The sequence below is a fragment of the Cellulosimicrobium sp. XJ-DQ-B-000 genome, from assembly GCF_031119065.1.
Lineage (GTDB): Bacteria > Actinomycetota > Actinomycetes > Actinomycetales > Cellulomonadaceae > Cellulosimicrobium > Cellulosimicrobium funkei.
In genome coordinates, this window is the sequence record NZ_JAVHYN010000002.1 from 305899 (window position 1) to 319414 (window position 13516).

Below are 13516 nucleotides of genomic sequence, written 5' to 3' on the forward strand. Positions count from 1 at the left end.
GGGCTACTTGGACGGGAACCCGAGCGCGGCGAGCGTGGTGCGCAGGTGGGCGCGCCCGCGCAGGGCGCCAGGGACACGCAGGCGGTCGACGACGCGGTCGCGCCAGCCGCCGTCGAGCCCCTCCTCGCGGTAGAAGGGCGCGATGCGCTCCTCGTACGCCGCGACGTGCTGGTCCTGCCCGACGGCGCGGTAGCGCTCGGCGTGCAGGACGGCCGCCTGCGGCAGCCGCGGCTTGACCCGTTCCCCGCCCGCGGGGTCGGGGTGCCCGACGACGAGCCCCACGACCGCGACGACGCCCTCGGGCAGGCCGAGCTCGGCCGCGACCTGGGCGGGGTGGTTGCGCAGCGCGCCGATGTACACGGTGCCGAGACCGAGCGACTCCGCCGCCACGACGGCGTTCTGCGCGGCGAGCGCGGCGTCGAGGAACGCGACGACCGTCGTCTCGAGGTAGTCGGTCGCCTCGAGCCGGACGCCCTCGCGCTCGCCGAGAGCGCGGGCCCGCGCGACGTCGGCGAGCCAGACGAGCAGCAGCGGCGCGGTGCGCACGTGCTCCTGGTCGCCCGCGAGCGCGGCGAGCCGCGCCTTGCGCGCGGGGTCGGTGACGGCGACGACGCTCCAGAGCTGGAGGTTCGACGACGTCGGGGCGGACTGCGCGGCGGCGACGAGCGTCGGCACGACGTGGTGGGCCAGCGGGTCGGTGCGGTAGCGGCGCACCGTCCGGTGGCCCAGCTGCGTCGCGAGGACGGTGCCGGGACGGTCCGCGGCGGGTGCCAGGCCCGCGGCCGCGCCGGGCGCGACGTCCTCGACCCCGGCGGGGTCGACGCCGTACCGCGCGGCGAGCGCGGCGCGGGCACCGTCGGTGTCGTGGGGCGGCGCGGGGAGCGTCCCGGGGTCCGCGGCCGGGGCCGGAGCGTCCCCGGCGGTGGGTGCGGGAGCGATCGTCATGAGGCGGTCCTCTCGGGGAGTGCGGCGAGGCGGGCGAGCGCGAACCGCTCGGCGGCGGTGCCGCCGTCGGGCAGGGCGCCGGGGGCGGTCGCGAGGTCGGCGAGCACGCGCCCGACGGCCGGGGCGAACTTGAAGCCGTGGCCGGAGAACCCGGCGCCCACGACGACCGCGCCGCGCCGGTCGAGCACGAAGTCGTGGTCCGGCGTCGTGGTGTACGTGCAGCTCACGGGGACGTACGCGTCGGGGTCGAGGCCGGGCAGCCAGGTGCGCACGTAGTCGCGCAGCGCGGCGAGCTGGCCCGGCTCCGGCCGGTAGGAGCGCCGGTCGGGGTCGACGACGGGGCCGACGCCGTGGAAGCCGACCTTGACGCCCTCGCCCGGGGTCGCGAGCCCGTAGACGCCGCTCGGCCACGCGGTGCCGGGACCGACGTCGTGCGTGAACGCGGGCCACCCCGCGGGCGACGTGCCGGGGGCGAGCGCGAAGTGGGCGGGCTGCTCCTGCGTGACGACGAGCGGGAGCTCCTGCCCGAGCAGGCCGCCCGCCGGGGAACCCAGCAGACCCGCGCTCCACGCCCCGCCGGTCACGACGACGACCCGCGCGACGACGTCGGCGCCGTCGGTGACGACGCGCACGCCCTCGGGGACGCGCTCGACGTGCCGGACGGCGACCTCGTGCCGCACGTCGGCGCCCCGCGCGGCCGCGGCCCCCTGGAGGGCCGCGACGGCCCGGTCGGCGTGGAGCCGGCCGGCCGTCGCGACCTCGTGCAGCACCCGGCCCTCGAACCGCAGCCCCGGCCAGCGCTCGGCCGCGGCCGCGGGGTCGAGCCACTCGTGCTCGATCCCCCGGACCGCGAACGCGGCGCCGATCGCGTCGACGCGGCGCGCGGCCGCGCCGTCACGACGCCCGTGGCTCACGCCGCCGGTCACGTCGAGGAGCTCGGTCCCGGTCTCGTCCTCGACCTCGCGCCACTGGCGTAGCGCCTCCTGCGCGAGGTCGAGGTACTCGGGCTCGGCGTACGTCGTGCGGTAGATGCGCGACGTCCCGTGCGAGGCGCCGTGCGCGTGCCCGGGCGCGAAGCGCTCGAGCAGCACGACGTCGCGCCCACGCCGGGCGAGCTGCCACGCCGCGGCCGAGCCCATGACGCCGCCCCCGACCACGAGGTGGTCGACGTGCTGGGTGCTGGTGGTCATGCGCGGGTCACTCCGTCTTCGGCAGGCCGGGCGGGTTGGTCTGCGACTCCTCGACGGCCTCGGACTCCAGGCCCCACCGCTGGAGCACCTCGAGGTAGGTGCCGTCCTCGATGGCGTGGTTGATCGCGGCCGTGATGGCCGGGGCTGCCTCGTTGCCCTTCTTCGTGGCGACGGCGATCTGCGCCGTGTCGGGCCAGCCGCCGTTGAGCGTGCCCACGACCTTGAAGTCCTGCGGGGAGATCGCCGCCTGGTACGCGAGCGACGCGTTGGGGCCGACGTACGTCTCGATGCGCCCGGACTGGAGCGCGAGCAGGACGTCGGAGAACTGCTCGTAGTACTCGGGGCCCTGGATGGGCTCGAGGCCGTCCTCCTGGTTGAGGCGGTCCCACTCGAGCACGATCTTCTCCTGGTTCGTCCCGGAGCCGACGGCGACGACCTTGCCCGCGATGTCCTCGCGCTTCGCGATCGACGTGATGTCGGAGTCGGCGCCCACGAGCCAGCCGAGCTCGTCGTTGCGGTACGTGGAGAAGTCGATCGTCTCCTTGCGCTCCTCGGTCACCGTGACGTTGGAGATCACGGCGTCGACGTCGCCCGAGCCGAGCGCGAGCGGCCAGTCGGCCCAGGCCTTGACCTCCAGGCGCAGGTCCTTGCCGAGCGCGTCGGCGACGAGCTGCGCGATGTCGGTCTCGTTGCCGATGGGCGTCTCGTCGTCGTCGGCGAGGAAGCCGAGCGGTGGCGCCGCGCCCGCGGAGATCGCGACGACGAGCTCGTCCTTGTCCTTCCAGGCGTCCGGGAGGAGCGCGACGGCCTCGGCCGACTCGGTGGTGCGGATGCGGTCCTGGTCCGGGCTCGTGCTCACGTCGAGGGCGTCCGAGACGGACGTCGTGCTCTCGTCGGTCGCCGCGCCCTCGTCCGCCGCGGCCGGGGCCTCGGTGCTCACCCCGGAGCAGGCCGCGAGCGCCAGCAGGGGCACGACGGCGAGGGCGGCGAGCGCGCGGGGGGCGCGGGCGCGGGTGGTCGTTGCGGTCACGTGAGTCCTACCTCTCGGGTGGTGCGTCGGGGTGACGCAGGGAGTGCGGGTGTGCGGGACGGCCGGGCGGCCGGTCGCGGGTCACGACGGCGGGCGTCGGTGGACGTCGGGTGGGTTTCAGAGGACTTTCTGGAGGAAGGCCCGGGTGCGGTCGTGGCGCGGGTGGTCGAGCACCTCGGCGGGCGTGCCCTGCTCCACGACGACGCCGTCGTCCATGAACACGACGGTGTCGGCGACCTCGCGGGCGAAGCCGATCTCGTGCGTCACGACGACGAGCGTCGTGCCGGTGCTCGCGACGTCCTTGATGACCTCGAGCACCTCCCCGACGAGCTCGGGGTCGAGCGCCGAGGTGGGCTCGTCGAACAGGAGCACCTTGGGCCGCAGCGCGAGCGCACGGGCGATGGCGACGCGCTGCTGCTGCCCGCCGGAGAGCTGGCGGGGTCGCGCGTCGGCCTTGTCCGCGAGCCCGACGCGTTCCAGCAGCGCGCGGGCCTCGGGCTCGACGTCCTCGCGGCGCCGACGCTGCGCGGATACCGGCGCCTCGACGACGTTCTCGAGCGCGGTGAGGTGCGGGAAGAGGTTGAAGCTCTGGAAGACGAACCCGATCTGGGTGCGCTGGCCGAGGATCTCGCGCTCCTTGAGCTCGCGCAGGGTGTTGCCCTTGCGGCGGTACCCGATGAGCTCGCCGTCGAGCGAGATGAACCCCTTGTCGACCTTCTCCAGGTGGTTGATCGCGCGCAGCAGCGTCGACTTCCCGGAGCCGGACGGGCCGAGCACGACCGTCACGGACCCGGGCGGCACGGTGAGCGACACGTCGCGCAGCACCTCGAGGGTGCCGAAGCTCTTGTGGACGCCGTGGATCTCGACGAGCCCGGCGGTCGCGACGTCGGCGCTCATGCCGCACCTCCCGACGTGCGCGCGGTGCGGGTCAGCACGCCCACCCGGGCGCGGGCCGCGTACGCGGGCGGGACGGCGTCGGGCACGGGGCGGCCGGAGAGCCGCGACGCCCAGACGAGCACGGTCCACCGCGCCTTCTGCAGCGGGGTCGGGGGCAGCGTGCGCACCGCGCCCTTCGCGTAGTGCCGTTCGACGTAGTACTGCACGACGGTGATGAGCGTCGTGAGCACGAGGTACCAGATCGACGCGACGATGAGCAGCGGCACGACGCGGCCGTTGCGGCCGTAGATGACGCTGACGATGTAGAACAGCTCGCCGTACGCCAGCACGTAGACGATCGACGTGCCCTTGAGCAGCCCGATCACCTCGTTGACGGCCGTCGGGATGATGGAGCGCATCGCCTGCGGCAGGATGATGCGGCTCACCTGGCGGCGCTTGGGGATGCCGAGCGACGCGGCGGCCTCCTGCTGCCCCTGGTCGACCGAGAGGATCCCGGCCCGCACGATCTCGGCCGAGTACGCGGCCTGCGAGAGCCCGAGCCCGAGGATCGCGGCCCAGAACTTGTCGATCACGGACAGCGTGTCGAAGTAGAGGAACTCCGGCCCGAAGGGGATGCCGACGCTCAGGTACGGGTACAGGTAGGCGAGGTTGTACCAGAGCAACAGCTGCAGCAGCAGCGGCACGGACCGGAACACCCACGTGTACGTCCACGAGACCGACTGCAGGAGCGGCGAGCGCGACAGGCGCATGAGCGCGAGCACGGTGCCGAGCGCGAACCCGACGACCGACGCGACGAGCGTGAGCCGGATCGTCGCCCACGCGCCCTCGAGGATCGAGGGCCAGGTGAGGTACTGCGCGACGACGCCCCACTCCCAGCGGTCGTTCGTCACGAGCGAGCTGACGACCATGGCGAGGAGCACGGCCACGCCGGCCGTCGCGACCCAGCGGCCCGGGTGCCGGGCGGGGACGATGCGCAGGCTCTCGAGCGGCAGCGCGTCCTCGACACCGCCGCGCGGGTCGGCGGGGTGCCGGCCCGACGGCGGCGCGAGCTGCCGGGACTCGTCCTGCGGGAGCGACACGGTGCTCATGGCGCGACCTCCAACCACTTCTCGAAGGCGAGCGGGCCGATCTCCTCGGGATCGGTCCCGGTGTCGAACAGGGGCGTGTAGCCGGTCGCGAGGTACAGACCGGCGGCCTCGGGCTGGCGCGGGCCCGTCGTGAGGTAGACGCGCCGGTAGCCGCGCTCGACGGCCCGGCGCTCGAGCTCGGCGAGCACGAGGCGCGCCAGCCCGCGGCGCCGGTGCGCCGAGTGCGTCCAGATCCGCTTGAGCTCGGCGGTGCGCACGGCGGGCGTCCCGTCGGCGCGGCGCGCGGCCGGCCGGGTGAGGCGCGCCGGGTCGCCGAGCTCCGGCTCGGCCCGACGGCGGAACGCGCCGCCCGCGACGGGCTCGCCGTCCTCCAGCACCAGCACGAGCTCGCCGTGCGGCGCGGCGAAGTCCTGCGCGGGGTAGTGCTCCATCTCGGCGCGGAGCTCCTCGGCGCTGAGCACGCGCTGGTACCGCGTCCAGTACTCGTGGGAGAGCTCGTCGAGCAGCGGCCGCACGAGCGGGTCGTGCATCGCGACGGACCGGACCTCGCGCGTCCCCTGCCCGGCGGGGCGCGCGGCGACGGCGGTCACCGGGGTGCCCTCTCGCCCGCGGTGACGGCGAACGGCACGTGGTTGCCCTCGACCGGCGCCGGGCACGTGCCGAAGTCGCTGAACGCGTACGGCAGGTTGACGGCCCGGTTGAGGTCGAGGCGCACGCTGCCCGCGGTGCCGGGCACCGCGTCGGCGTCCACGCGCAGAACCCGCCAGGGGGCGACGCCGTCCGCCTCGTCGCTGAAGAGCAGCGTCACCGCACCGCCCGGCGCGCCGGTGAGGGCGAGCGTCGCGCCGCGCCGGGCGCCGTCGCGCTCGACGACGAGGTCGACCTCGCCGACCGTGCGCACGTGGTGCACGAGGCCGGGCCGGGCGGCGCCGACGACGACGGGCCGCGGCGCGTCGTACCAGCGCACCGGCGCGTCGACGACCCAGGCGGGGTCGTAGGCGAACGTCGGGACGCCGTCGAACGCCGTCCGGGCCGGGGCGAGCGGGTCGCGCACGCGGACGGCGTAGCGGCCCGTGCGGCGCACGACCTCCACCGCGACCTCGCGCGTCTCGCCGCCGTCGGACGGGTCGCCCGCGTCCCGGCCGTCCGGGATGAACGTGCCCGCGAGCGTCGACCCGCCCTCCGCGACGACGACGGTCCCGACGGCGCTGCCCGTCGTCCGGACGGCGCCGCCCTCGTCCGCGCGGTGGTGCGCGCCGTCGGCGTCGGCCCACCAGAGCCCCGGGACACCCGGGAGGGCGGCGGGCTCGGCCGGGAGCGCGTGGTACGCGACGAGGCTCAGCCAGCCGTGCGGCGGGCGCAGCCCGTCCTCGCGGTCGGCGTGCCAGGCGGCCCACGCGGCGGCGTCGGGCGACGCGTACGCGACGGGGTCGGCGGGTGCGGTGGCCACGGCGCCCGTGGCGGTCGGCGTGCTCGTGCTCATGGGTCCTCCGAGGTCGGTGCGGGTGGTCGGTACGGTGGTCGCCGCGGTGCCGGCGGCGGTCAGCCGACGAGCTCGGCGGGGTGCGCCGTCGTGGGCTCGCCGTCGCCGCGCGTCGCGCCGGGGCGGGCGAGGCCGAGGTGCTCGCGCAGGGTCGTGCCCGCGTACTCCGTGCGGAACGAGCCGCGCTCCTGGAGCAGCGGGACGACCTGGTCGAAGACGTCGTCGAGCCCGCCCGGCGTGAGGTGGGGCACGAGGATGAAGCCGTCGGAGGCGTCCTCCTGCACGTGGCGGTCGATGTCGTCCGCGACCTGCTGCGGCGTGCCGACGAACCCGCCGCGCGACGTCACCTGGATGACGAGCTCGCGGATCGACCAGCCGTTCGCCTCGGCCTGCTCGCGCCACGCCGCGGCGACCGCCGCCGGGTCCTTCGCGTGCCGCACCCGGCCGCGCGTGATCGACAGGTTCTCGGTGTCGGGGTCGACGTCGGGCAGCGGGCCCTCGGGGTCGTACGCCTCGAGGTCGCGGCCCCAGACCTGCTCGAGGAACGCGATCGCCGTCGGGCCCGAGACCTGCTGGAGCCGGATCTCCCGGGCGCGCTCCTCCGCCTCGGCGGGCGTGTCGCCCAGCACGACGACGGTCGCGGGCAGGATCTTCAGGGAGTCGCGCTCGCGCCCGTGCGCCGCGAGCCGCCCCTTGACGTCCTCGTAGAACGCGCGCCCCGCGTCGAACGTCGAGTGCGCGGAGAACACGACGTCGGCGGTCGCGGCGGCGAAGTCGCGCCCGTCGGCCGAGTCGCCCGCCTGGAACAGGACGGGGTGGCCCTGCGGGCCGCGCGGCGTCTCGAACAGCCCGACGACGTCCGCGTACGTCCCGTGGTGCGCGACCGGCCGCACCGCGCCGGGCCGCAGGAACTTGCCCGCGATCCGGTCGGCCAGCACGGCGTCGTCGTCCCACGAGTCCCACAGGGCGCGCGCGACCTCGACGACCTCGGCCGCCCGCGCGTACCGCTCGGGGTAGGGCAGGTACCCGCCGCGGCGGAAGTTGGCGCCCGTGAAGGCGTCGGGGCTCGTCACGAGGTTCCACGCCGCGCGGCCCTCGGAGAGCAGGTCGAGCGTCGCGAACTGCTTCGCGAGCTCCCACGGCTCGTTGAACGTCGTGTTGATCGTGCCCGCGAGGCCGAGCCGCTCCGTGACGGCGGCGAGCGCGGCGAGGACGGGCAGCGTGTCGGGGCGGCCGACGACGTCGAGGTCGTGGATGCGGCCCTTGTGCTCGCGCAGGCGCAGGCCCTCGGCGAGGAAGAAGAAGTCGAGCCTCGCCTCCTCGGCGCGGCGCGCGAGGTGCTCGAACGACGCGAAGTCGATCTGGCTGCGCGAGCGGGGGTCGCTCCACACGGTGGTGTTGTTGACGCCCGGGAAGTGGGCGCCGAGGTGGATCTGCTTGCGGGGTCGGGTGCTCATGTCGCGTCCGTCCGGGCTCAGGCGATCGCCGCGTAGCGGTTCGCGGGGTGCGGGAGGCCGAGCGTGTCGCGCAGCGTCGTGCCCGGGTACGCGGTGCGGAACAGGCCCACGCCCTGGAGCAGCGGCACGACCCCGTCGACGATCGCGTCGAGGTCCGTGCTCAGCGACGACGGCCGCAGCAGGAAGCCGTCGGCGGCACCGGCGTGCGCCCACTCCTCGACCGTCGCCGCGAGGTCGCGCGCCGTGCCGACGTGCGTCAGCGAGTCGGTGTCCCACGAGACGCCCTCGAGGTCCTCGAGCAGGTCGAGGCGGGCCTGCGCGCTCGCGCGCGTGTCCCCGACGACGACGTACGCGTCCACGAGGACCCGCAGCCCGTCGGGGTCGCGCCCGGCGTCCGCGGCGGCGTCGCGCACCTGCGCCCGCAGCGCGACCGCCTCGTCCCGCGTCGCCGCGCGGACCCGCACGACGTCGGCCCGCCGGGCCGCGAGGTCGAGCGACGCCGGCGTGCTCGCCCGCACGACGACGGGCGGCTGGCCCTGCGGCGGGCGCGGCGTGATCGACGGCCCCTTGACCGCGAACCGGATGCCCTCGTGGTCGACGTAGTGCAGCTTCTCGCGGTCCACGAACCGGCCCGTCGCGACGTCGCGGATCTCGGCGTCGTCCTCCCACGAGTCCCAGAGCCGCGTGACGACCTCGACCGCCTCGTCGGCCTCGGCCACGGCGTCGGGCTCGTCCTGGGCGCCCTTGCGCCCGAAGGCCGCGGCCTCGGCCGGGGTCGTGGACCACCCGACCTGCCATCCCGCGCGGCCGGAGCTCACGTGGTCGATCGTCGCGACCGCCTTGGAGACGTGGAACGGCTCGGTGTGCGTGGTGGTGACGGTCGGGACGAGGCCGATGCCCGCGCTGCGCGGCGCGAGCCGGGACGCGACGAGCGCGGCGTCGAGCCGGCCGCGCACGGACCCGTTGCGGCCCGGCTGGAGGGTGAACGCGTCGTCGAGCGTGACGAGGTCGAGCAGGCCGCGCTGGGCGGTGGCCACGAGCTCGACGAGGCGCTTGGCGTCGAACAGGCGCTGGGCCTGGGAGCCCACGGTCCGCCAGGCGGCGGGGTGCGCACCGGCGTCGGTGAGGTCGACGCCCAGGTGGACGGTACGGGCGGGGCGGGGGTCGGGCATCGCGAGGATCCGTTCTGGGACAGGCGCCGGCGGCGCGCTCAGGGCGCGGCGGGGTGCCGGGGGTGGGCAGGGTCGTCCCGCCGCGGGACGGCAGGGCGGGGCCGGGGAGGCCGGAGGGAGGCCCGTCAGGGCGTGCGCGCGGGAGCGCGCGGCGTCAGGAGCGGGGCGTCGTCAGCGACAACAGGTGACGCGCACGGGGGCGCCGACCGGACAGGGGACGACGGCCGCAGCGCGGACCGGACAGGGGCACGTCGGCGCGTGCGGGGTGCTCACCGCGGTGCTCGACTCTCGCCGGTCCATCGTCCGTCTCCTTCGTGCCCGTCTCCGGGCGCCGCGTGTTGCCCCGCACCGCGCAGGTCGCGCGACACGGGACCTGGTCCTCACCCGGGGCACCCCGCCGCGCGGGAGGGTTGCCGTCCGACGAGCCGGGGCTTCGCGTCGGAGCTCATGACCATGTCCTGTGCCGGGGTCCGTGGACCTCGGTTGCCGGGAACCTACGAGCGGTCGGAGAGGGTGTCAACGCACCGCCGGGACCTTCCCACATACTGGACTCGATCGGTCAACTTTGAGCAGCCGAGGCCCTCGTTTGCACCCAGTGCATCGATGCACCTAGTGTCAAGAGGTGCCTCTCCTCCCCGGACCCGAGCGCCCGACCGCGCCCGCGACGGACGCCGTGACCCCGGACGCGCCGAGCGCGGACGTCCCCGGCCCGGACGCCGCGGCCCCCGACCGTCGCGCGGCCCTGCGCGCACGCCACCGCCGCGCGATCGTCGCCGCCGCCGCGTCGCTCATGGAGGAGAAGGGCGGCGCGCGCTTCACCGTCGACGAGCTCGCGGCCCGGGCCGACGTCGCGCGCCGCACGATCTTCAACCACTTCGCGTCGCTCGACGACGTCGTCGTCGAGGTCTGCGAGGACGTGCTGGGCACCGTCGTCGAGACGCTCGGGGCGAGCGCGGCCGAGCCGGGCACCGACCGCCCCACACCCCTCGACGACGTCACCGCGGCGCTGCGCGGCACGGACCTCGTCGGCCCCATGGCCTACCTCACGCGCGCCCTCGGCGGTACCGCGACCGAGCCCACGCCGCGCGTCACGACGATGGTCGTGCGCACCTTCACCCACCTCGCCGAGCGCCTCGTCGCGGCGACCACGCGCCGGCACCCGGACGTCGACCCGCTCGAGATCGAGATGCTCGTGGGCGCGCTCATGGCCGGGGTCCTCGTCATCCAGCGGCGCTGGTGGGCCGAGACCGGCGCCGCCGACGACGACGCGTCGCGCGCGGTGTGGTCCGGCCTGCTCGACCGCCTCGTCGAACGGATCCGCGCCGGCTGGGCGGACCCCGTCTGACACGACCCGCACCCTCCCCGCCCTGTCCCGCCTCGCGACCACCTCTCCCGCAGCACCGCACCCGCCACCCCGGGCACACCCGCCGGACCCGGACCGGACTCCCACCGAAGGATCCTCATGGCTGAACTCCTCTACCGCCTCGGCCGCGCGTGCGCGCGCCGCGCGCGGACCGTCCTCGCCGCGTGGCTCGCGGTGCTCGTGCTCGCCGGGGCGGCGTTCGTCGCGTTCGGCGGCACGCTCGCCAGCAGCTTCTCGATCCCCGGCACCCCCACCGCGGACGTCACCGAGCGACTCCAGACCGCGCTGCCCGAGGCGTCGGGCGGGAGCGGCACGATCGTCCTCGCGACGGAGGACGGCGCGCCGTTCACGCCCGAGCAGGAGGCGGCGATCGCGGACCGCTTCGCCGCGGCGGAGGAGGTCGACGGCGTCGCGTCGGTCGTCGACCCGTTCGCGACGCAGGAGGAGCTCGCCGACCAGCGGAAGCAGATCGACGACGGCCGCACCCAGATCGCCGCGGGACGCGAGCAGATCGAGGACGGCCGCGCGCAGCTCGCCGCCGCGCAGGAGCAGGTCGACGCCGCGCGCGCCCAGCTCGACGCGGGCCAGGACGAGCTCGACGCCGCACGTGCCCAGGCGGAGGCCGCGGGCGGGCTGGAGCAGGCGGCGCCGCAGCTCGACGCGCAGCAGGCCGAGATCGACGCGGGCCGCGCCACGCTCGAGTCGCAGGCCACGACGCTCGACCAGCAGGTCAACGCGCTGGAGGACCAGAGCGCGACGCTCGAGGAGCAGTCCGCGCAGCTCGAGCTCTCCGCTCCCCTGCTCGACATGGCGTCCGACATCCGCCTCGTGTCCACGGACGGGAGCGCGGCGGTCGCGAACGTGACGTTCACCGAGCCGAACATGAGCATCGACCAGCAGACGAAGGACGACCTCGTGGCTGTCTTCGCCGACGACCCGGTCGACGGCGTCCAGACCGACTTCTCGTCCGACATCGCCCAGGGCGTGCCGCAGGTGTTCGGCGTGGGCGAGGCCGTCGGCCTCGTCGTCGCGGCGATCGTGCTCGTCGTCATGCTCGGGACGCTCGTGGGCGCAGGCCTGCCGATCCTCACGGCACTCATCGGGGTCGGGATCGGCGCGCTCGCCGCGATGTCGCTGTCCGGGGTGGTGGAGATGTCGTCGGTGACGCCGGTGCTCGGCCTCATGCTGGGGCTCGCCGTCGGGATCGACTACTCGCTGTTCATCGTCAACCGGCACCGGCGCCAGCTCAAGCAGGGCGACGAGCTGCACGAGTCGATCGCGCTCGCGAACGGCACGTCGGGCAACGCGGTCGTGTTCGCCGGGGCGACGGTGCTCATCGCGCTGCTCGCGCTCAACGTCACCGGCATCCCGTTCCTCGGCCTCATGGGCACGGTCGGTGCGCTGTGCGTCGCGATCGCCGTGCTCATCGCCGTCACGCTCACGCCGGCCCTCCTCGGCATGATCGGCCCGCGGATCCTCAGCCGCCGCGAGCGCGCCGCGCTCGCCGGGCCCGCCGCGTCGTCGGGCGCCTCGACGGGCGCGTCGGCCGGGACCGCGTCGTCGGAGCCGGGCGCCGCGGGCGGCCTGCCCGCCGCGGAGCCCGTGCGCCCCATGTCGACCGTCCGCGCGGTGGGGACGGCCCTGCTCTCCGTCGTCGCGCTCGGCGTGATCGCCCTGCCCGCGCTCGACCTGCGGACCAACCTGCCCGACGGCTCGTCCGAGGCGCACGACTCCACGCAGTACCGCGCGTACTCGACCGTCGCCGAGGAGTTCGGCGAGGGCACGAACGGGCCGCTGCTCGTCGTCGCCGACCTGCCGGGCGAGCCCACCGAGGCCGAGGCGCTCGAGTACCAGGTCGGCGTGGCCGAGGAGCTGTTCGCGCAGGACGACGTCGTGGCGGTCGCCCCGATCGGGACGTCCGAGGACCGCACGGTCGCGGCGTTCCAGGTGATCCCGGCCGAGGGCCCGACGAGCGAGTCCACCGAGGAGCTCGTGCACGCGCTGCGCGCCCTCGAGCCGCTCGACGGCGAGGTCACGCTCGGCGTCGCGGGCTCGGCCAGCGGCAACATCGACATCTCGGAGAAGCTCGCGCAGGCCCTGCCGATCTACCTCGCGGTCGTCGTCGGGCTGTCGCTCGTCATCCTCGTGCTCGTGTTCCGGTCGATCTTCGTGCCGGTCGTCGCGACGCTCGGGTTCATCCTGTCGTACTTCGCCGCGCTCGGCGGGGTCGTCGCGATCTACCAGTGGGGCTGGCTCGCGGGGGTGTTCGGCGTCGAGACGCCGGGCCCGATCCTCAACTTCCTGCCCACGATCCTCGTCGGCATCCTGTTCGGCCTCGCGATGGACTACCAGCTCTTCCTCGGCTCGGGGATGCGCGAGGCGTACGCGCACGGCGCCCCCGCGCGCGTCGCGATCGTGCAGGGCGTCCGCGCGGGCCGGGCCGTGGTGACGGCCGCGGCGATCATCATGATCTCCGTCTTCGGCGGGTTCGTCTTCTCGCACAGCGCGATGATCCGGCCCATCGGGTTCGCGCTCGCGTTCGGCGTGCTGGTCGACGCGTTCGTCGTGCGGATGCTGCTCGTCCCGGCGCTCATGCACCTCGTGGGCGACAAGGCGTGGTGGCTCCCCCGCTGGCTCGACCGCATCCTGCCCGACGTCGACGTGGAGGGCGCCGCGCTCGAGCGCCGGCACCCGCACCACCTCGACGGGTCGACCGACCCGGCGGCTCAGGGCGTCGCGCCCGACGACGGCACCGAGCTGGGCACGACCGGCCCGGACGCGACCGAGCCGGAGACCGCGCGCGGCTGAGGCCGCGGAGCCCCGCACCGGACCCGGTGCCACCGGTCGACGAGCGAGCCCGCTCGTCGGCCGGTGGTGCCGGGTCCGTCGTC

General features: G+C 75.4%; 11 protein-coding genes and 1 riboswitch. Of the genes, 2 read left to right on the plus strand and 9 right to left on the minus strand.

Going from position 1 to position 13516, the window contains the following annotated elements; all coding sequences use genetic code 11:
- Nucleotides 1-3 precede the first annotated feature (3 nt).
- The 9 genes from RDI86_RS05280 to RDI86_RS05320 all read right to left on the minus strand — a co-directional run bounded on the left by RDI86_RS05280 (nt 4) and on the right by RDI86_RS05320 (nt 9262).
- The gene (locus tag RDI86_RS05280; RefSeq protein WP_308820878.1) at nt 4-945 is read right to left on the minus strand and encodes a nitroreductase family protein; all 942 of its coding nucleotides are present in this window, start codon (nt 943-945) and stop codon (nt 4-6) included.
- A complete protein-coding gene (locus RDI86_RS05285; RefSeq protein ID WP_308820879.1) occupies nt 942-2135 on the minus strand; it encodes an FAD-dependent oxidoreductase in 1194 nt (397 codons plus the stop codon). The genes RDI86_RS05280 and RDI86_RS05285 overlap by 4 nt, the downstream gene beginning before the upstream one ends.
- A gap of 7 nt (nt 2136-2142) precedes the next feature.
- Nucleotides 2143-3165 (minus strand): ABC transporter substrate-binding protein, encoded by a 1023-nt coding sequence (locus tag RDI86_RS05290; RefSeq protein ID WP_168944798.1) that lies wholly within the window; start codon nt 3163-3165, stop codon nt 2143-2145.
- A 117-nt stretch (nt 3166-3282) separates the two neighbouring features.
- Nucleotides 3283-4062 (minus strand): amino acid ABC transporter ATP-binding protein, encoded by a 780-nt coding sequence (locus RDI86_RS05295; RefSeq protein WP_076403579.1) that lies wholly within the window; start codon nt 4060-4062, stop codon nt 3283-3285.
- Nucleotides 4059-5150, minus strand: a complete 1092-nt coding sequence (locus RDI86_RS05300; RefSeq protein WP_076403581.1) for an amino acid ABC transporter permease — start codon at nt 5148-5150, stop codon at nt 4059-4061. The genes RDI86_RS05295 and RDI86_RS05300 overlap by 4 nt, the downstream gene beginning before the upstream one ends.
- Nucleotides 5147-5740: a GNAT family N-acetyltransferase gene (locus RDI86_RS05305; protein ID WP_374990517.1), complete on the minus strand. Its 594-nt coding sequence runs from the start codon at nt 5738-5740 to the stop codon at nt 5147-5149. The genes RDI86_RS05300 and RDI86_RS05305 overlap by 4 nt, the downstream gene beginning before the upstream one ends.
- Entirely contained in the window at nt 5737-6633 is an 897-nt protein-coding gene (locus tag RDI86_RS05310) for a DUF1684 domain-containing protein (RefSeq protein ID WP_308820880.1), read from the minus strand. Before RDI86_RS05310 ends, RDI86_RS05305 begins: the two co-directional genes overlap by 4 nt.
- Before the next feature lie 59 nt (nt 6634-6692).
- Nucleotides 6693-8090 carry an NtaA/DmoA family FMN-dependent monooxygenase gene (locus tag RDI86_RS05315; RefSeq protein ID WP_308820881.1) on the minus strand — a complete coding sequence of 466 codons (1398 nt, stop codon included), beginning with the start codon at nt 8088-8090 and terminating at the stop codon, nt 6693-6695.
- Nucleotides 8091-8107: 17 nt separating this feature from the next.
- The gene (locus RDI86_RS05320; protein WP_043657610.1) at nt 8108-9262 is read right to left on the minus strand and encodes an LLM class flavin-dependent oxidoreductase; all 1155 of its coding nucleotides are present in this window, start codon (nt 9260-9262) and stop codon (nt 8108-8110) included.
- A gap of 345 nt (nt 9263-9607) precedes the next feature.
- Nucleotides 9608-9715, minus strand: a riboswitch (SAM riboswitch).
- Nucleotides 9716-9884: 169 nt separating this feature from the next.
- Here RDI86_RS05320 and RDI86_RS05325 point away from each other — a divergent pair.
- Nucleotides 9885-10607, plus strand: a complete 723-nt coding sequence (locus RDI86_RS05325) for a TetR/AcrR family transcriptional regulator (protein ID WP_244550359.1) — start codon at nt 9885-9887, stop codon at nt 10605-10607.
- Nucleotides 10608-10724: 117 nt separating this feature from the next.
- Nucleotides 10725-13433: an MMPL family transporter gene (locus tag RDI86_RS05330; protein WP_308820882.1), complete on the plus strand. Its 2709-nt coding sequence runs from the start codon at nt 10725-10727 to the stop codon at nt 13431-13433.
- The last annotated feature ends 83 nt before the right edge of the window (nt 13434-13516 follow it).

Coding starts and splice junctions, on each gene's coding strand:
- RDI86_RS05315 (WP_308820881.1), bottom strand. CDS start 8,090: ATGAGCACCCGACCCCGCAAGCAGATCCACCTCGGCGCCCACTTCCCG.
- RDI86_RS05295 (WP_076403579.1), bottom strand. CDS start 4,062: ATGAGCGCCGACGTCGCGACCGCCGGGCTCGTCGAGATCCACGGCGTC.
- RDI86_RS05330 (WP_308820882.1), top strand. CDS start 10,725: ATGGCTGAACTCCTCTACCGCCTCGGCCGCGCGTGCGCGCGCCGCGCG.
- RDI86_RS05310 (WP_308820880.1), bottom strand. CDS start 6,633: ATGAGCACGAGCACGCCGACCGCCACGGGCGCCGTGGCCACCGCACCC.
- RDI86_RS05280 (WP_308820878.1), bottom strand. CDS start 945: ATGACGATCGCTCCCGCACCCACCGCCGGGGACGCTCCGGCCCCGGCC.
- RDI86_RS05300 (WP_076403581.1), bottom strand. CDS start 5,150: ATGAGCACCGTGTCGCTCCCGCAGGACGAGTCCCGGCAGCTCGCGCCG.
- RDI86_RS05320 (WP_043657610.1), bottom strand. CDS start 9,262: ATGCCCGACCCCCGCCCCGCCCGTACCGTCCACCTGGGCGTCGACCTC.
- RDI86_RS05285 (WP_308820879.1), bottom strand. CDS start 2,135: ATGACCACCAGCACCCAGCACGTCGACCACCTCGTGGTCGGGGGCGGC.